The 18,367-nt window shown below is 53.6% G+C and carries 12 protein-coding genes; 8 read left to right on the top strand and 4 right to left on the bottom strand.

Annotated elements, in window-relative coordinates:
• Positions 1–283: 283 nt before the first annotated feature.
• Both AMM48_RS06510 and AMM48_RS06505 read right to left on the bottom strand, forming a co-directional pair.
• Positions 284–2,641: an ATP-binding protein gene (locus AMM48_RS06510; RefSeq protein WP_102783394.1), complete on the bottom strand. Its 2,358-nt coding sequence runs from the start codon at positions 2,639–2,641 to the stop codon at positions 284–286.
• A gap of 51 nt (positions 2,642–2,692) precedes the next feature.
• Positions 2,693–4,606, bottom strand: a complete 1,914-nt coding sequence (locus AMM48_RS06505) for an ABC transporter substrate-binding protein (protein ID WP_244271135.1) — start codon at positions 4,604–4,606, stop codon at positions 2,693–2,695.
• Between the two features lie 519 nt (positions 4,607–5,125).
• On the opposite strand from AMM48_RS06505, the gene AMM48_RS06500 reads away from it, so the two are divergent.
• The 4 genes from AMM48_RS06500 to AMM48_RS06485 all read left to right on the top strand — a co-directional run bounded on the left by AMM48_RS06500 (position 5,126) and on the right by AMM48_RS06485 (position 8,037).
• Complete coding sequence (locus AMM48_RS06500) at positions 5,126–5,383, top strand: hypothetical protein (RefSeq protein WP_244271134.1); 258 nt, start codon at positions 5,126–5,128, stop codon at positions 5,381–5,383.
• Positions 5,384–5,554: 171 nt separating this feature from the next.
• Positions 5,555–6,769, top strand: coding sequence for a hypothetical protein (locus tag AMM48_RS06495; RefSeq protein WP_102783392.1), 1,215 nt, complete (start codon positions 5,555–5,557; stop codon positions 6,767–6,769).
• 111 nt (positions 6,770–6,880) lie between these two features.
• A complete protein-coding gene (locus AMM48_RS06490; RefSeq protein ID WP_022730923.1) occupies positions 6,881–7,240 on the top strand; it encodes a TraR/DksA C4-type zinc finger protein in 360 nt (119 codons plus the stop codon).
• A 62-nt stretch (positions 7,241–7,302) separates the two neighbouring features.
• Positions 7,303–8,037, top strand: coding sequence for a hypothetical protein (locus AMM48_RS06485; RefSeq protein WP_181951552.1), 735 nt, complete (start codon positions 7,303–7,305; stop codon positions 8,035–8,037).
• A gap of 34 nt (positions 8,038–8,071) precedes the next feature.
• Here AMM48_RS06485 and AMM48_RS06480 read toward each other — a convergent pair whose 3' ends face one another.
• Together AMM48_RS06480 and AMM48_RS06475 are read right to left on the bottom strand one after the other, a co-directional pair.
• Positions 8,072–8,737, bottom strand: coding sequence for a response regulator transcription factor (locus AMM48_RS06480; RefSeq protein WP_102783391.1), 666 nt, complete (start codon positions 8,735–8,737; stop codon positions 8,072–8,074).
• A 53-nt stretch (positions 8,738–8,790) separates the two neighbouring features.
• The gene (locus AMM48_RS06475; RefSeq protein ID WP_102783390.1) at positions 8,791–10,194 is read right to left on the bottom strand and encodes a cache domain-containing protein; all 1,404 of its coding nucleotides are present in this window, start codon (positions 10,192–10,194) and stop codon (positions 8,791–8,793) included.
• Between the two features lie 432 nt (positions 10,195–10,626).
• Between AMM48_RS06475 and pyc the strand changes: the two genes are divergently transcribed.
• From pyc to glcF, 4 genes are all read left to right on the top strand, one after another.
• Positions 10,627–14,094, top strand: coding sequence for a pyruvate carboxylase (gene pyc / locus AMM48_RS06465; RefSeq protein ID WP_102783388.1), 3,468 nt, complete (start codon positions 10,627–10,629; stop codon positions 14,092–14,094).
• Between the two features lie 16 nt (positions 14,095–14,110).
• Positions 14,111–15,595 (top strand): FAD-linked oxidase C-terminal domain-containing protein, encoded by a 1,485-nt coding sequence (locus tag AMM48_RS06460; RefSeq protein ID WP_102783387.1) that lies wholly within the window; start codon positions 14,111–14,113, stop codon positions 15,593–15,595.
• A gap of 94 nt (positions 15,596–15,689) precedes the next feature.
• Positions 15,690–16,931 (top strand): glycolate oxidase subunit GlcE, encoded by a 1,242-nt coding sequence (gene glcE / locus AMM48_RS06455; protein ID WP_102783386.1) that lies wholly within the window; start codon positions 15,690–15,692, stop codon positions 16,929–16,931.
• Positions 16,931–18,250, top strand: a complete 1,320-nt coding sequence (gene glcF / locus AMM48_RS06450; RefSeq protein WP_102783385.1) for a glycolate oxidase subunit GlcF — start codon at positions 16,931–16,933, stop codon at positions 18,248–18,250. Before glcE ends, glcF begins: the two co-directional genes overlap by 1 nt.
• The last annotated feature ends 117 nt before the right edge of the window (positions 18,251–18,367 follow it).

The raw sequence follows: 18,367 nt of genomic DNA, 5'->3' as shown, positions 1-18,367 counted from the left end.
ACCTCATGACATTACCGGAAGGGAATATTCCCCCTCGCAGGAGGTGATTTAATCTCTGAGTATGAGAGTAGGGGTTAAATATGCCAAAAAATGTGACGGCTGTCACACCGGCAGGATCCAGATCAAAAGGTGCTTCTGTAACCACGTGCAATGAAACGATTTAGCACCGCCAAAATGGAAAGAATTTTTTAACCTTTGCGGGCGGATTGGCAAAAACAGACGCAACAAAGCCCCGAGACTCGACCCTGAAAACCCGCGATATATCTGTTTTGGCCGTTTTGTCTTAGGTGCTTTGCCGTTCGGCGCGAAGGGTCAGCGCATCGTGAATGGCTTTTTGAAGCTGAGCCGGGCGGAACGGTTTTTTGAGAAACACATAATTACCCAGAAGCTTGTCGAGTTCCTTGCGCGAACGGGCCGGATAGCCCGACATAAAGACAACGCCATATTGCGGGTTCTGGCGCAGCGCTTCGATGATCAATTGCGGGCCACTGCGTCCGGTCATGACAACATCGGTCAGGATCACATCGATCTTGTTGGTTTCTTCAGTTGCCTTAAGGATCTCAAGCGCTTCTTCGGTGCTTTTGGCCGTCACAGCCTCAAATCCGGCATCTTCAAGGATGATACCGGCAGTTGTCCGCAATGACTGTTCATCATCGACCACCAGAATACGTTCGCCATTGCCCGGAATGCTGTCGATGTCGTCTTTGGACCGCGCAGCTTGCGGTATCGGCTCTGACCGGGGCAAATAGACAGAGAAGGTCGTACCTTCGCCTTCAACCGTTTCAATATTGATGAAACCGTGGGCTTCTTCGACCCAGCTATGAACAATCGAAAGCCCCAATCCCGTACCCTTGCCCGGTTCCTTGGTCGAAAAGAACGGTTCAAAGATATTTTCCAGAACATCATCGGGGATGCCCGTGCCGGTATCCTGTACCGTGATAACGACAAACCTTCCTGCGACATTGTCGGGATAGGTTTCAGCATCCTCATCGGCGGCGCGTTGGGCCAATGGTGGGATTTCAACACTGTGCGAGGAAATCTGCAATGTGCCGCCCTCGGGCATGGCATCGCGGGCATTGATCGCAAGGTTCAAAAGACACGCCGAAAGCTGCGTCGGGTCCACATGGGTGTGCAATTCCGGCTCATAAGACCAGATTTGAAGTTCGATCCGGTGTTCAAGCAGCGTCACCAGAAGCTTTTCCATTTCCGAAAAGACGCTTTGCACCCGCACCGTGGTCGGCTGATCAATGCGTCGCCGCGAAAACATCAAAAGTTGATCGGCAACACTGGTGGCCCGTTCGCCAAGTGAAATCACATGATCAAGATATTCCTTCACCCGGTCCGGGTGATCGACCTTGGCGCGCGCAACCTCGGCAAAGCTGAGGATACCGGCCAGACAATTGTTGAATTCGTGGGCAACCCCACCCGCCATTTGCCCGACCGCCTCAAGCTTCTGCGAGGTTGCCAGTTGGCGTTGCAATGCCTGCTGTTCTTCGGTGGCCCGGCGCTGGGACGTAATGTCGCTGCCGGTGCCGCGGTATCCCTTGAATGTCCCGTCAAGTTCAAACACCGGGACGCCGTTGATCCGCCCAAAATGTTTTTCACCCTGGCGTGATATCCACGAAAATTCGATGTTTTGAAATGCCATATGGGCTGACAGACGCCCATTAAGATACTGCCACCCGTCCTGACGTTCAGACCGGAGTCCCAGCTTGTCGAACGACTGGCCTTGCGGTGATCCGTTGATTTCTTCGATTAGCTGATAGAACTTGTAGGACGCAAAGGCGATCTTAAGGTCCGGGCCCATTTCCCAGTACCAGTCTGCCGACGACAGGGTGAAGTCGCGAAAGCGTTCTTCGCTATCGCGCAGCGCATCCTGTGCGATCTGATGCTGGTGTGTACGGCGTTCAAGGCTTTCGGCCATGGCATTCAGGCCGCGTTCCAGCGTCCCGATTTCATCACGGCCCATCGGGGTCAACCGCGAACTGAGCTTGCCAACCTGAATGTTATTCACAAACTGTGCTGCCGTTATCAGACGCTTGAGCACGGTTTGCTGGGTAAACAAAAAGATCAGTGCCGATGTCAGCAAGATACACATCGCCGAGCCAATCAGCAGAACCGATTGCATCTGTCGTTGGCTTGCTTCAAGGCCTTCGGTCGATACCTTGAAATAGGCATACATAAACGGCTGATTGGCATTGAGCGTAAACAGCGGGGTGATACTGACCATGTTGCGGCCACTGCTGTCATCGCTGGTAAACAGGACCTCCTCGGTCATGTCGGCGCGCAATTCACCCTTGGGGAAATCGGGCAGCTCCTTGACCGAACGGCCGATCATCATAGGATCCATCGTGTGATAGATGGTCCCATCAAAACCGATCGCCATTGCCTCCTGCACATGGGGGCCCAGCAGAAGTTCCATCTGATCTGGATCGCTGATGACCGAGATTTTAAGCTGTTCGTCCTGAATTAATCGACCGGGTGCGCTGATTTGTTCGGCAATGCGTCGATCAATTTCCGCGCCAAAATACTGAACATAATACCCGCCAAAAAGCCCGAGCAGAATGGTCTCAACGATCACAATCGAAAGTGCGATCTTGAAAACCAGACTGCCGATCATCCGGTCCAACAGCTTCTTCACGCGGTTATTTTCCCCCTGTCCTCACTCCGAAGAGTGACACATATTATCTTCCTAATCTATGTAGTACTGACTAGGATTTGTAGGTGCCGGCGTTGCGTAGCTCCAGGCAGCAGGCATGATCTTGGGAACGTTATGAAAGTTCTTGGCAACCACGCCTTTGCGATTAAGCGGAAGCGCAATTCCCATAACGTAAAACTGATCGACGCTGATGTCGAGAATATCGCGCATGAGTTGCGCTTGTTTTTCTGCATTTGCCGTGGCCTTTAGCTGATCATAAAGGGCAAGTTGCTTCTGAACGGCTTCTGGCGGGGTGATTGCATTGGGGCTTTCCGGGTTGGCATGCCAATTGGACCAGCCGGTTGCGAACCATGAAGATTCCGCAGACACCGGAAGGTAGTTGATCGGGATCACCATGGCATCAAGGCCGCCATCACCGCCCCATGCACTGGCGTGATGATTGTTGTTTTGACGGTTTGCGACAAAAACATCTCGGGCAAGATTGCGTGCAGTGACATCAATGCCAATATCGCGCCAGTATTGGATAACGGCATTGAGCATGTCAAAGCGGTCGGACCCTTCTGTATCAATCGTAAACGACAGACGCTTGCCATCGGGGCGCAGAAGGAAACCTTCGTCGTCCTTTTGCGTCAGGTTTGCCTTTGCCAGATAGTCTGTCGCAAGCTCGGGATCATGATTGATGAATTGCCGGGCAAGAACCGTATGATACAGCGGGCTTTCGGGACGTGGTGCCGCTTGATGCGGCAGGGCTCCGGGGGTGAAGCGTCCAATGATGGCTTCGCGGTCGATGGCGTGGGACAGGGCTATGCGGAAGTTCTTGTTCTGGAAAATCTTGCGCAGAACAGTGTCCTTGTCATTAAGGTTCAAGGACAAGGTCAGCGCATTCATGTCGCTTTCAATTAATGTAAACGGCTGCAGGTCATCATTGGCTGCCAGAACTTCGTCGGCACGTGTGCTGACGTGACGTTCCTGCATATTGACCTGTCCGGCAATGGCCGCATCACCTGCCGCACTTTTGGACGACACCAACGTGAATGATACCTGATCAATATAGGGCAGTTGACGTCCGGTAGGATCGATTTTCCAGTAATATGGGTTACGTTTGGCGATCAGTGGATCATCTTCGCCGTAGATGCCGGTCAAAACCCACGCATTCAGCGTTGGAACGTCCGGATTTTGCCAGCGGCTCGGGTCGTCAATCGTTCCGGGAACGCCAAAAACGGCGACAAACCGTTCTTTCCAACCTGCAAATCCTTGCGCGCGTGCTTCTTCATCCGCGTTGGCATTATATTTCGGCAACAGCGGTTTTAGAAAGTGGGCGGGATAACTCACCGGCTCAACCCCTTCGGGGCGGGCAAGGGCGGTTGGGAAAAGGCCATAAGGGGTACTAAACCGGAATGCGACAGTCGATTCATCGATTTTATCGACTGTTACTGGATTGCCATCGGAATTAAGCCATTCAGGCACATTTTCGGCAAAGGCCGGGTTGTTCAGGATGTCTTCGTACCAGAAAATAATGTCATCAACGCCAAACGGCGCGCCGTCAGACCACCGCATGCCCGGACGCAGACGAAAGAAAAACTCCGTCGCATCGCTGCTGGGTTGAAAGGACAACGCGACATTGGGCACTGTTGTCGTCCATTGCGGTGTCCAGCGCAGAAGCGGTTCATAGCCAATGTTGCGGATCAGAAGTGCATGGTCGCGCTGGTCGCGCTGGGCCATCTTCCATGTGCCGCCATAAACGCCCGCTTTGTCGTTCGGGGTCACGATCATCGGTGTCGTCGGAAGACGCTGATCAACCGGCGGCAACGTGCCGTCCTTGACTTGGGTTTCAAGCATCGGGGCTTCGCCAAAATCAGCAGCATCTGACTTTGGCAGGTCAATCAGCATGACCGCCAAAACGCCAAACAAGATGCCAAACAAGATGTATGTGTAGTGTCTGACCAATTCCCGTTACCCCTATCGTCGTACTTTCTGTCCGAACGTATCTATTACGCTATCCAAAGGTGGTGGATACTGCGTGGGAGCTAAAAGGTAAATAGAGCAGTCGGTGAATTAAACCCTAAAATGACTCTGGTAGGATTCTTTCGCACAAAAATCGTTCGGAAAATCTGCAGTATAACTGCGCTGCACATAGTTTTCTTCGGCGGTGGCTTCACGCAACAGGCTGTTAAAGCCACAGAAACTGGTGGTGACGGGGCACCTTAAAAGATGCGCTAAAGCTGGAGGAGTTTATTTGCAACTTTTCGCTGCGCTCATGTGGCGCTGCGCCATAAATAGGATGTTAAACTAAAGTTCAATGACGCCTAAATTAGTAAATTTGCGGGCAAGCGGCAAGTAACATGTATTGGATCCGTCAAGCAGGAAACGAGTCGCATAGTGTGCTATTGTGCAAACTCAACGGAGAATATCAGGTTCATGGCACCGTCGAAAGAGCAGGAAAATAATACTTCAACAGGTTCATTTATGGATGGACCAAAACCTGCTGCGCCAATCCCAAAATATGAACCCGGTACAGACCCGGTCTTAAAGGACCGGTTACGTAATACGTCATCAGTGACTCCGGTACAGTCGGTGCCATCGACCGTCGAAGACGATGGTTTTACCGTCGCCGGGGTTGAAGGACGTATTGATCGCAGGAAAGCCAATGTTGCTGGAAAACTGGTGGATACAGATCCTGATCAGGCGCTTCGTGTGATCCGAAACTGGCTGATGCAGGAATAGCAGGAATAAAAGCCTGCCGGTGTTTGGCCTTAACGGTCCGATACAGCGTGTTTGTTTCGATAATTCTTGGGATTTATCAACGGCTTTGACATTCTGATCCCTTGCCTACCGTGATGCCCCGTCCGTTTATGTGATGGATGTGCATCGTGCGACGCTGCCAAGGGGGAATGAATGACCAACTTCGAGCAACTTATTTCAGACCAGTTTTGTGCGTTTGATGCCAACTATCTGTCGCAACAGGCGACATTTGAAGCACAGCTTGCACCGTTGCAGGAAAAGCTGATTGCGATCCAGAAAACCGGAAGCAGCATGGCTGCATCCGATCAGCAAATGATCGAATGCAAATGGTTTCTGTCTTATACGGCCGACTGGAAAACGCTGGCGGGGAAACTGGCGGCATTTGAAAAATCCCTTGATAACCCAGATCAGGATTGGGCCAGTCAGCAGGTCGCAATCGATGGTTCCTGGGGGCCTTGCTATGATCAATGGTTCCTCAAGGTCGATGCGATGATTGATGCGGTCAATACGTTGGCCGATGAGGGGCAAGCACCGAAATATCCGTTTCTGTTCCTCGCCCCGATTGCGACACCGCAAAAGATGGTCGCGTGGCTGGAAAGCCAGAAAACGTCACACATCTTTGCCGATGGGCTGGATCGTCGCGATGCCTTGGGGGCTGTCACTGCAACCTTGTCGCAGATGTGTTTCAAAAGTGAAATTCGCGATTATTTCCAAACCCATGTGAAGGGCTTTAACCTGAGTGATGACTATATCGCAGCCTATAAGAAATGGCTCGATGACTGGCAGGATGGGCAAAGTGGTTATTGGGGCGGATGGTTTGCAACCGCGTCGGATGGTGTGTTGAAAAGTCCTGACCTCAGCCTGACGTTCCATAATATTTCCTACCAGCACGGCAAGGTCGATTTATGGGGGGAGATTTTTGCAACCACGCTTGCGATCCGGGATCAGGCTTATCCTTTTGGCTGGAAACACAACGATGATTTCAACAATCACAACAATTACGATGTGACAAAGATATTTGACCTTGGTTGGTCACATGTCGATGACGCATCGCAAAAGGCTGCATCAGATGACATCGGTCTGGTTCTTGACTGGTGTTTGACCAAATCCATGACGCCAGATGGCGGTTTCATTGATGATCCGACCTTCTATAATTCCGTCGGGGCGGCCTATTATTACGGTGTCTCATTCCTTGATCAGGCGGGATATTTCGCAACAGCCAAACCGTTCTGGACGGACAAACCGTTTGCCGATGGACCCGCACTTTGTTGCAAAATCCAGAAGAAAATCAAATCCGAAGGCCTGGATGATGCCGAAGCCAAGGCTGCATTGGAAAAGCTTGTTGATGCCTGCGGAAATTGCACCTGAATATGAGTGATCCCCGGTAATGGCTTTAAATCTGCACAAAGGGGTTGGCGAAAGACCGATGACCCACCCCATATAAGAAAAGAAGAACAACAACACATTACGAGGTTCGCGATGACAGATCGTAAAGACATTGATCTTGCTGAGCTGCGCACACGGCTTGAAACCCGACGCGCAGAGCTGTTGGCACATTCCAGCCATTCAGAAGATTACCGTAAGCCCGTCGAGCTTGATCAACAGGCGGTCGGGCGTCTGTCACGCATGGACGCATTACAAAATCAGCAAATGCATCTTGAACAGGAACGCCGTCGCGCCGCCGAACTGACCCGGATTGAAAAAACACTGACCCGAATGGATCAGGATCAATATGGCCATTGTCATAACTGCGGTGACGATATTGAACTCAAACGTCTGGAATTTGACCCGACCACGCCGTTGTGTGTTGAGTGTGCGGATAGGGTCAGCCATGTCTGATCGGACGACATGATTGGCATAATGGGGCCTTCCCCTAAAATAAGTGAAGTGGGAGAAGCCATTTGCCGGCTTTTGGGCAACATAACCGACTGAACGTGCTTGCCGTAATGGTCGTGGCAAGTGTGGTGTTTGCACTTTTGGCACTTTCCAAAAGCACGGCTGCCCAAACCAATGGCTGTGGGCCGGTGCAGACGCCGTCAACGACTCTTGAGTTTATTCAGATGGACCCGATGCTGGACCGGCATCGTTCGGTCCGTTGGCTTAACAGTCGGGCAGGCGGCAGTCCGCGGTATCTTGTGACCGGACTGACCGAATATGAAATGCGCGCGTCGTTTAACATGCGTCTTGAACCCCGCGAAGCCCGCTTTGGGCGCTATTGCTTAACCCCGGTAACGGTTAATCCGCGGGTCGAGGTCGTCAAACATCTTGTCTATGTCGCGTCCGAACTTGAACGCGGAAGCTGCGAATATAATGTCGTTTACGCCCACGAAGGCGAACACGTTAAAATCAATCAGGGGATGGAAGCCGATATTCAGGCGTCTCTTGACGATATGGTGGGTGATATCACCCGTACGGTTGCCGCAATGCCGCCGATGTCGGGGGAAAATGTTGCACGGTCGATCAAAAGGTTGCTGTCGGAATATGGCCGTGAATTCAAACGGCGCCTTAACGACATTGATCGCAGTCGCCGCGAAGATCACAAACGCATCGATACCCCCGAACAATATGACAAGCTGGCAATGGCATGCGGGCCAAACTCGGCATTCCAGACGGTTCTGCCCCGCGCTGCGCGCTAGGCAATACTTGGCAGTTGCAAGGGTAAGTCAAAGTTTAGCCTTCGAGCGTGACCAGACCTTTTTCAATCGCATAGCGGACCAACCCGGCGGAACTGTCGATATCAAGTTTGCGTTTGATGTTCCGGCGGTGGGTTTCAACTGTGCGCACGCTGATATCAAGTTCGCGCGCGACATGCTTGTTGCTCGCACCCTTCGCCAGAAGCCGCAACACCGTACGTTCGCGGGTTGTTAACGGCAGACCATCGCTGTTGCTGCCCTCGCCCGACGTGATCCGTTCAAAGGTTGAACTATAGGCTTCCCCGCCATTGGCGATGGTTTCAATCGCACGCACCATGTCGTTTGACGACACGTCTTTAAGGATAAAGCCCCGTGCTCCGGCTTCCTGTGCTGTGCGCAGATATTCCGGATTTTCATGCATCGATAGAATGACGACCTTCGTATCAGGCATGGTTTCGCGGAACTTTTCCGCGGCCTCCAGACCGTTCATCACAGGCATCGAAATATCCATCAAAACGATGTCGGGTTGCAGCTCACGTGCCAGTGCTAGCGCCTCGACACCGTTGCTTGCTTCGCCAACGATGTTGATATGCTCAAAGCATTCCAGTCGCGACCGGATGCCATCCATCACAAGCGCGTGGTCATCGCACAAAAGAACGCGCATGGGGCGCTCGGCTGAATAGGTAAGGTTGGCATTGTTCATAGGTCGAAACTTACTTCCTGTCGCTGAGGTGTTCTGGCGAAGTAATTGTTAGATTAACTGCTGATTGTCTTGTCGGGTAGCTCATTATGTGCACTTGCCGGAATAAATGCCGTGATCCTTGTGCCGTCATCGACTTCAGAACGCACGCTGAGCCCGCCGCCATGAAATTCCATGCGTTCGCGCATGTTGCGCAAACCAATGCCAGCCCGCGGGTCGCGGTTGCGGATATAGCGGTTGGTTTCAAACCCGACCCCGTTATCGCCAATCCGCATCACAACGCTTTGGCCTTCACGCTTGATCGAAATTGTCACAACCGTTGCATCGGCGTGGCGAACAATGTTGGTCAGCGTTTCCTGCAAAACACGGTACAGCGTGGTTTTCTTGGCGATGTCGAGTTGGTTGTCGATGGTGTCGCATTTGACTTCAATCCGCATGCCCGACCGGTCTTGAAGTTCGGCACACATGCTTTCAATAGCGGGTTTAAGGCCAAGGTCATCCAAAACAGCCGGGCGCAAATCACGTGAGATGCGCCGCACTTCGTGAATGGCATCCTGAAGGCGTTTGGCCGCCTTTTCCATCGGTTCGACCGCCGGGCTTGATTGGGACCCAATGCGCGCAATTGCGGTTTCGACCGAATATTTCACCGACACCAGAATTTGGCTGATCCCGTCATGCAACTCACGCGAAACGCGCAAACGCTCCTGTTCCTGCACATCCACCACCCGGTGGGTCAGTTCCTTAAGCTTGGAATCGGCCAGTTTGCGTTCCGAAAGGGTGACAACCGTGCCCGAGATGCCGACCAGCAACACCGCAAGAATAGTAACGCCAATGATGGAAATGGTGGTTTCGCGAATGTGGGTGGAAACCTCGGATTCAATTTCGGCGACCTGTTCGGAAATATCGTCGATATAAATCCCCGTGCCGATCATCCAGCCCCATTTTTCAAGCATCAGCGAATAGGATATCTTTTCCGTCGGTTCGCCTGTCGATGGTTTTTCCCAAACGTGGCGCATGAAGTCGCCACCTTTTTCGGCATTGAAAATCAATCCCTGAATAACCGAATTGCCGTTGATATCGCGCAAATTCCAGTACGTCCGGCCCAGCCGCCAGGGTTGCGGCGGATCAACAAGGGCGGTACCATCGCGGTCATAAATAAAGAAATAGCCGTCCTCGCCATAAGACAGATCTTCAATGATCGCCTTGACCCGTTCCTTGGACACCGCATCAAGCGGGCTTGCCACCGAATAGATATGGTCAATCGATGCCATGGCCAGTTCCAGATAGCTTTTGAGCTCATCCTTGCGGGCTTTGAGGATGTTGCGCTCAAACGTTCTGATTTCGGCTTCGGCCAGCCGTTCGGCCTGGGCAAACACCAGCCATGAAATCGCACTGGCGGCCAGGACAAGCGGCAGAATGGACAGCAAAAGAAACTTTAGTCGAAGATTAAGCTTCGGCATGGGCGTGACCGTTTTGGCAGCGAGGAAGGTTTCGAAGGCCGGACAATAGCATATTTGTCACAAAAGTCCCTGCAAGATCACGGGTTCTCAACTATGAGGATATGCGCGGACTACAGCGCATTTTCCACATGGTGAAAACCTGCTGGCCTGTATTTATCAAAATTGGTATTACCAATTTCACGGATCAAGCTTTGACAGGGGGTGGGCAATGCGCATATATCATAAACGTCGCCTGCCCACCGGGCGCCAAAAACTTTGGATGCACTGCACGCGTTTTATCGGTGCACGCATCCTGATCCGCCACATTAGGTATGGCGTTGCAGGCATCCCGCACCGCAACGCATTCCGGGACCATATCGTGGCGTTCACTTGGTTTTGGCAGGCGCGCACAGGCCGTTCCTGCCATAAAAATCTGGTAGGAGCCCGGTGTACATGAACCGTTCAGCACCAAAACGTATCCGTAAACTTCTCGTCGCCAATCGCGGCGAAATCGCCATTCGTGTTTTGCGCGCTGCAAATGAACTTGGTATTCGTACGGTTGCGATTTTTTCCGACGAAGACCGTTTTGCCCTTCACCGTTTCAAGGCGGATGAAAGCTATACCGTTGGCAAGGGCAACAAGCCCATTCGCGCCTATCTCGATATCGAGGATATCCTGCGCGTTGCGCGCGATGCCGATGTTGATGCCATCCATCCGGGCTATGGTTTCCTATCGGAAAACCCCGAATTCGCCGATGCCTGTGCCGAGGCCGGAATTCAGTTTATCGGCCCTGATTCTGATGTGATGCGCCTTCTGGGCAACAAGGTATCGGCGCGTAATCTGGCCGAATCCGCCGATGTGCCGGTCATGCCTGCATCCGCGGCCTTGCCCGAAGACATGGCCGAAGTCACCAAAATTGCCGAGAAGCTCGGCTACCCGCTGATGCTCAAGGCAAGCTGGGGTGGCGGTGGACGCGGTATGCGCGTCATTGAAAATGGCAAGGATCTGTCCAATCAGGTGCTCGGTGCACGCCGCGAAGCCGAGGCCGCCTTTGGCAATGGCGAAGTGTATTTTGAAAAACTGATCCGCCGCGCCCGCCATGTTGAGGTACAGCTTCTGGGCGATAACCACGGCACACTTGTTCATCTGTATGAACGTGATTGTTCGGTTCAGCGCCGCAATCAAAAAGTGGTCGAACGCGCGCCGGCCCCCTATCTCGATGACGCGCAGCGCAAGGAAATCTGCGATGCCGCCATCCGCTTGGGCAAGGCCGCCAACTATGTGAATGCCGGGACGGTCGAATTCCTGATGGATGTAGATACATCCAAATTCTATTTTATCGAGGTCAATCCCCGCATTCAGGTCGAACACACCGTGACCGAATGTGTCACCGGCTTTGATCTGGTTAAGGCGCAAATCCTGATTGCGCAAGGCGGTCGGATCGGCTTCCCATCAGAAACCGGCATTCCGTGGCAGGACAAAATCAAGCTACGCGATCATGCGCTTCAGTGCCGTATCACCACCGAAAACCCCGAAAACAACTTTGTCCCCGATTACGGGATCATCAAGGTGTATCGCGGTGCTAACGGCTTTGGCATTCGTCTGGATGGCGGCACGGCCTATTCCGGTGCGGTGATTACGCCGTTTTATGACAGCATGCTTGAAAAGGTCACCGCATGGGGCAGTACCCCGCGCGAAGCTGTGGACCGTATGGACCGCGCATTGCGTGAATTCCGTATTCGCGGTGTTGCCACAAACCTGGCGTTCCTTGAAAACCTGATCAATCACCCGAAATTCCGGGCTGGTGAATATACCACGCGCTTCATTGATGAAACGCCCGACCTGTTTAAATTCGTGCGTCGTCGCGACCGTGCAACGCGTCTTCTGCGCTTCATCGGCGAAGTCGCGGTCAATGGCAATCCAGAGGTCGAAGGCCGGGTTGTCCCGACCAATCTGCATGATCCGGTGATGCCAAAATCAATTGATCTGGATGAAATTCGTCCCGGTACGAAGCAAAAACTTGATCAATTGGGACCAGAAGGTTTCTCCCGCTGGATGAAGGATCAGGACCGCGTTCTGATCACCGATACCACCATGCGCGATGCCCATCAGTCACTGTTGGCGACCCGCATGCGCACATACGACATGCTGGCAATCGCACCCTATTATGCGCATGGCCTGCCTGAACTATTTTCGCTCGAATGCTGGGGTGGGGCGACGTTTGATGTCGCCATGCGGTTCCTCAACGAAGACCCATGGGACCGTCTGGTCAAGCTGCGTGAACGGGTTCCCAATATCCTCACACAAATGCTTTTGCGCGCCTCAAACGCGGTGGGCTATACGAACTATCCCGATAATGCGGTGGATTACTTCGTTAAGCAGGCCGCTGAACACGGCATGGATGTCTTCCGGGTGTTTGATAGCCTGAACTGGGTTGAAAACATGAAGGTCGCGATGGAATCGGTGCTTAAAACCGATAAACTCTGCGAAGCGACCATTTGTTATACGGGTGACATCTACGACAAAAGCCGCCCGAAATATAACCTTGATTACTATGTCAGTATGGCGCGCGAGCTGGAAAAATCCGGTGCCCATATTCTGGGGCTTAAGGACATGGCCGGTGTGCTGCGTCCGGCCGCGGCGACCGAACTGGTCAAGGCGCTTAAAGACACGGTCAATATCCCGATCCATTTCCACACCCATGACACCAGCGGCATTTCAGCCGCCACGGTGATTGCCGCCATTGATGCCGGGGTCGATGCGGTTGATGCCGCCATGGATTCGATGTCTGGTCTGACATCCCAGCCAAACCTTGGCTCCATCGCCAACAACTATATCGGTCAGCCCCGCGATCCGGGCCTCAATACCGAGGCCCTTAAGGAAGTTTCGACCTATTGGGAACAAATCCGTCGCTACTACGCCGGATTTGAAAGTGACATTCGAAGCGGCACGTCGGACGTTTACGTCCATGAAATGCCGGGTGGCCAATACACCAATTTGCGCCAACAGGCACGTGCCCTGGGCCTTGATGATCGCTGGCCCGAAGTTTCCAAGGCCTATGCGGCGGTCAACAAGATGTTTGGCGATGTCGTCAAGGTCACGCCAAGCTCCAAGGTTGTGGGTGATATGGCGCTGATGATGGTGACATCGGGCTTAAGCGAGGAAGACGTTCTTGATCCGAAAAAGGACATTACCTTCCCCGATAGCGTGATTTCCTTCTTCCGTGGTGAAATCGGTCAGCCGGTCGGCGGCTTCCCGCCAGCCTTGCAGCGTAAGGTTCTCAAAGGCGGCGAAGCCCTTTCGGATCGTCCGGGCAAGTCATTGCCACCGATTGATTTCGAAGCAACCCGCAAGGAGATCGAAAAGAAAACCCATCGCAACATCAGCGATGCGGAGGTTGCATCCTATGTGATGTATCCCAAGGTGTTCCTTGATTACGCCGAACACCGCAGCCACAACGCCGATGTGTCGGTGCTGCCAACCCCGGTCTTTTTCTACGGGATGAACCAGAACGATGAAATCTCGGTTGATCTGGAAAAGGGCAAGACGCTTGTCATTCGCTATCTGACAACGTCCGAGGGCGGTGACGACGAAGGTCAGCGCACGGTGTTCTTCGAACTCAACGGTCAACCCCGAACGGTCAAGGTCGCCGACAAAACCCTTGCCGCCACGGGCAAGGTTCGACCCAAGGCCGAAGACGGCAACAAACTTCACATAGCAGCCCCAATGCCGGGGCTGGTGGTCGAGGTGCATGTCGCCGAAGGCCAGAAGGTCAAGGCTGGTGATGTGATGTGCTCGCTCGAAGCCATGAAAATGGAAACCGCAGTTCATGCGGAAAAGGACGGCACGGTGGCAACCATCCACGCGCCTGCCGGTACACAGGTCGACAGCAAGGACTTGCTGATCGAACTAACGGAGTAAACCACCGATGCTTAGGATGCCTGAGCCTGATCAACACACGCTTGCACGTCGCAAGGATATTATTGCCGCCATGAGGGATATTATTCCCTCGCCCGGTGGTGTGATTGTCGATGAGGATCAGCTCAGGCCCTATGAATGCGATGGTTTGATGGCCTATCGGCAATTGCCGATGATTGTGGTCCTGCCCGAAAACACCGGGCAGGTCGCAGCCATTCTGAAATATTGTCATACCCATAAAATCCGCGTTGTGCCGCGCGGTGCGGGCACCGGCCTTTCGGGCGGGGCCTTGCCGATGGCCGATGCGATTACGATTAGTATGATGAAATTCAACCGCGTGCTCAACATTGATTGGGACAACCGGGCGGCTGTTGTGCAGCCCGGTGTCACCAACCTTGGCATCACGCGCGCGGTCGAACACAAGGGGTTCTATTACGCGCCTGATCCGTCCAGCCAGATCGCCTGTTCGATTGGCGGCAACATTGCCGAAAATTCCGGCGGGGTGCATTCGCTTAAATACGGGCTTACGACCAATAACGTACTTGGCGTTGAAATGGTCACGATCGAAGGTGAAATCCTGCGTGTCGGCGGTAAGGGGCTTGACCAGACCGGCTACGACCTTTTGGGCATTATCACCGGATCCGAAGGGTTGCTTGGCATTGTGACCGAGGTGACGGTCCGTATTTTGCGCAAACCTGAAACGGCGCGCGCCTTGCTTCTGGGCTTTAATTCGTCTGAAGAAGGCGGAAAATGCGTTGCTGCGATTATTGCGGCCGGGATCATTCCCGGTGGACTTGAAATGATGGATGCCCCGGCGATCAAGGCGACCGAGGATTTTGTCCATGCCGGATATCCCCTCGATGTCGAAGCCCTGCTTCTGGTCGAACTTGATGGCCCACAGGTTGAGGTCGATTATCTGATCGAACGGGTTGGCAAGATTGCCAAGGATTTCAGTGCGGTGTATTCGCGCATTTCCGAAAGCGAAGAAGAACGTCTTCTGTTCTGGTCGGGGCGCAAAAATGCCTTTCCGGCGATTGGTCGCATTTCTCCGGACTATATGTGCATGGATGGCACCATCCCGCGTGTCCGTCTGGCCGAGGTTTTGGCCGGCATGCAGGTTCTCTCGCAGCGTCACGGGCTTGGCGTGGCAAACGTGTTTCATGCAGGCGACGGCAATTTGCACCCCCTGATCATGTTTGATGCCAACAAACCGGGCGATCTTGAACGCGCAGAGGCCTTTGGCGGTGACATCCTGAAACTCTGTGTCGAGGTCGGCGGCGTTTTATCCGGTGAACATGGCATCGGCGTCGAAAAGCGCGACCTGATGGGCGAAATGTTCACCAGCGACGACATGAAGCATCAGGAACGCATCAAAATGGCGTTCGATGAGGACCAGTTGCTCAACCCCGGCAAGGTCTTCCCGACCTTGCATGGCTGCGGAGAACTTAAAACCCTGCATGCCAAGGCGGTTGCCGACAAATTCCCGACCATCCCGCGCTTTTAGACACGACAAAACAAGACCAACGACAAAACAAAGGCTGGCCAACCGGTTCCCGCAAATCCGATTGGCACAGCTCAGGAGAGGAAGAGAGATAATTATGGTGGATGTACTTTCCCCCACCACGCCTGATCAACTGCGTGACGCGGTTGGCTGGGCGCTTGGGTCCAAGACCCCGCTTGAAATCATCGGATCAGGCAGCAAACGCGCCTTTGGCCATGCTGTTTTGGCCGACACGGTTCTCGATTGCTCCAAACTGTCAGGCATTCTGTTTTATGAGCCGGAAGAACTGGTGATTTCTGCCCGTGTAGGCACGCCGTTGGCCGAAATAAAGGCCGCCTTGGCCGAGAAAAATCAGCAATTTCACTTTGAGCCCGGAAATTTCCCAGCCCTATTGGGCGATGATGTTGTGCCCGACGCCGGAACCATTGGTGGCCTTGTGGCAACCAATATGGCTGGACCACGCCGGATTAAGGTCGGGGCCGCCCGTGACCATTTGTTGGGGTTCGAAGCCGTTTCGGGCCGGGCCGAGGATTTTAAATCCGGGGGCCGGGTGATGAAAAATGTCACCGGCTTTGATTTATCAAAACTGATGTCGGGATCGTTTGGCACATTGGGCGTCATGCATACGGTGAACTTGAAAGTCATGCCGTGCGATGAACAATCGGCCAGCATCCTTGTTGCCTGTGATGATCCCAAAATTGCAGGCAAGGTCATGACGGCCGCACTGGGTAGCGAAAACGAAGTATCGGCTGCCGCATGGATTTCATCAGATGATGTGAAATCACTCGATGTGGCGCAGGAAATGGGAAGTGGTCTGGTTGTCGTACGCATAGAAGGGCCCGCACCCTCGGTCTCATGGCGGTCAGAAGCGCTGTGTAAACTGCTGGCGCAATACGGCGAAACTCGCCCGTTGGCCGAAAGTTACAGCCAGCATCTTTGGCACTGTGTGGCAGATGTGAAGCCCTTTGTCCCCGTTGGCGACGTCAGCCTGTTATGGCGGGTTTCGGTGCCACCTGCATCGGGCGGTGCGGTCGCCGAACGTTTGATGGATGTCACCGGGGGCCGGGTCATGATGGATTGGGCCGGTGGCCTGATCTGGCTGCAGATCACAGGATCAGATGCGATGGCACAGCAGGTGCGCGATATTGCCGGGGCTTCTGACGGGCAGGCGGTTCTTGTGCGTGCCCCGGCCGAAATTCGCGAAGGTATCGCCGTTTTCCATCCGGAAAATGCGGCCTTGGCCCGGATCAATGCAAAGCTCAGACAGAACTTTGACCCGGAAGGTATCCTTAATCCGGGGCGACTTTCCCCGCCGAGCGCAAACGGGGAGGGTGCATAATGCAAACCAATTTCACCGCCGCCCAGCTTGAAAACCCGATGATCGCCGAAAGTGAGCAGATCCTGCGCAAATGTGTGCATTGCGGGTTCTGTACGGCGACCTGTCCGACCTTTGTGACCCTTGGCGATGAACTCGATAGTCCGCGTGGGCGGATCTATCTGATCAAGGATATGCTCGAAAACGATCAACCGGCGACCGACCGGGTAGTAAAGCACCTTGATCGCTGTTTGTCGTGCCTGTCGTGCACGACGACCTGTCCGTCGGGTGTCGATTATATGCACTTGATCGATAATGCCCGTGCCCACATCGAAGAAACCTATGACCGGCCCTTGGGTGATAAGCTTCTGCGTAAAATGTTGGCGATTGTCGTGCCCAGCCCGACCCTGTTTCGCCTGTCGATGATCGGCGCAAAATTTGCCGCCCCGTTTGCCAAACTGATGCCCGGCCGTCTTAAGGGCATGGTCAAGATGGGCGCACGTTCCCTTCCGACCCCCAGCTGGGTCGATAAGCCGCAAATCATCCCGGCAATTGGCAAACGCAAAGGCCGGGTGGCAATCCTGACGGGCTGTGCGCAACAGGTTCTTGAAACCGAAATCAACGAGGCGACGGTGCGTCTCCTCACCCGCCTTGGGATTGAGGTCGTGGTTGCCAAGGGTGCGGGCTGTTGCGGCTCACTTGTCCATCACATGGGTAAGGAAGAAAAATCCCATCATCAGGCCAAGGGCAATATTGATGCCTGGACTGCCGAGCTGGCCGGTGACGGACTTGATGCGGTGGTCATCACGGCATCTGGCTGTGGCACGACAGTCAAGGATTATGGCCATATGCTTGCGAATGACCCGGCATATGCCCAAAAGGCCAAAACAATCTCATCCCTTGCGCGCGATATCACCGAATATCTTGCCGAGCTTGATGTTGATGCAGATGTCTTTGCCAAGGCTGATCATGGCAATCCGCGCGTGGCCTATCATTCCGCCTGTTCGATGCAACATGGCCAGAAAATCACCCGCCCGCCGCGCGACCTTTTGAAAATGGCCGGATTTGACGTGGCTGAGATTGCCGAAGGGCATCTGTGCTGTGGATCGGCCGGGGTTTATAACCTGCTACAGCCTGAAATTGCCGGTCAGTTGCAGGAACGCAAACGCGGGAACATTCGCAATACCAACCCGGACCTTGTCGCGACGGGCAATATTGGCTGCATGATCCAGATCGAAACAGATGATCTGAAAGTCGTTCATACCGTCCAGTTGCTTGACTGGGCCGCTGGTGGCCCAAGGCCGTCGAAGTTAAAAGCACCTTCGCTTCAAGGTGCCAACTAGCTTCGGTCTTTCCTGCTGTACACATAAAGAAGTCGGCTCACCCTTAACAGGGAGCCGACTTTCTTTTTAGGGGGCGTCGCCGTAATGCATTGGCCTGATCGACTTAAAAGCGCAGTT

The organism is Thalassospira sp. GB04J01 (assembly GCF_000751115.1).
GTDB lineage: Bacteria > Pseudomonadota > Alphaproteobacteria > Rhodospirillales > Thalassospiraceae > Thalassospira > Thalassospira lucentensis.
Note: the sequence above shows the minus strand (reverse complement) of the source record. Positions and strands in the feature narration are given on the sequence as shown.

Coding starts and splice junctions, on each gene's coding strand:
- AMM48_RS06500 (WP_244271134.1), top strand. CDS start 5,126: ATGGATGGACCAAAACCTGCTGCGCCAATCCCAAAATATGAACCCGGT.
- AMM48_RS06495 (WP_102783392.1), top strand. CDS start 5,555: ATGACCAACTTCGAGCAACTTATTTCAGACCAGTTTTGTGCGTTTGAT.
- AMM48_RS06490 (WP_022730923.1), top strand. CDS start 6,881: ATGACAGATCGTAAAGACATTGATCTTGCTGAGCTGCGCACACGGCTT.
- AMM48_RS06480 (WP_102783391.1), bottom strand. CDS start 8,737: ATGAACAATGCCAACCTTACCTATTCAGCCGAGCGCCCCATGCGCGTT.
- AMM48_RS06475 (WP_102783390.1), bottom strand. CDS start 10,194: ATGCCGAAGCTTAATCTTCGACTAAAGTTTCTTTTGCTGTCCATTCTG.
- pyc (WP_102783388.1), top strand. CDS start 10,627: ATGAACCGTTCAGCACCAAAACGTATCCGTAAACTTCTCGTCGCCAAT.
- AMM48_RS06460 (WP_102783387.1), top strand. CDS start 14,111: ATGCCTGAGCCTGATCAACACACGCTTGCACGTCGCAAGGATATTATT.
- glcE (WP_102783386.1), top strand. CDS start 15,690: ATGGTGGATGTACTTTCCCCCACCACGCCTGATCAACTGCGTGACGCG.
- glcF (WP_102783385.1), top strand. CDS start 16,931: ATGCAAACCAATTTCACCGCCGCCCAGCTTGAAAACCCGATGATCGCC.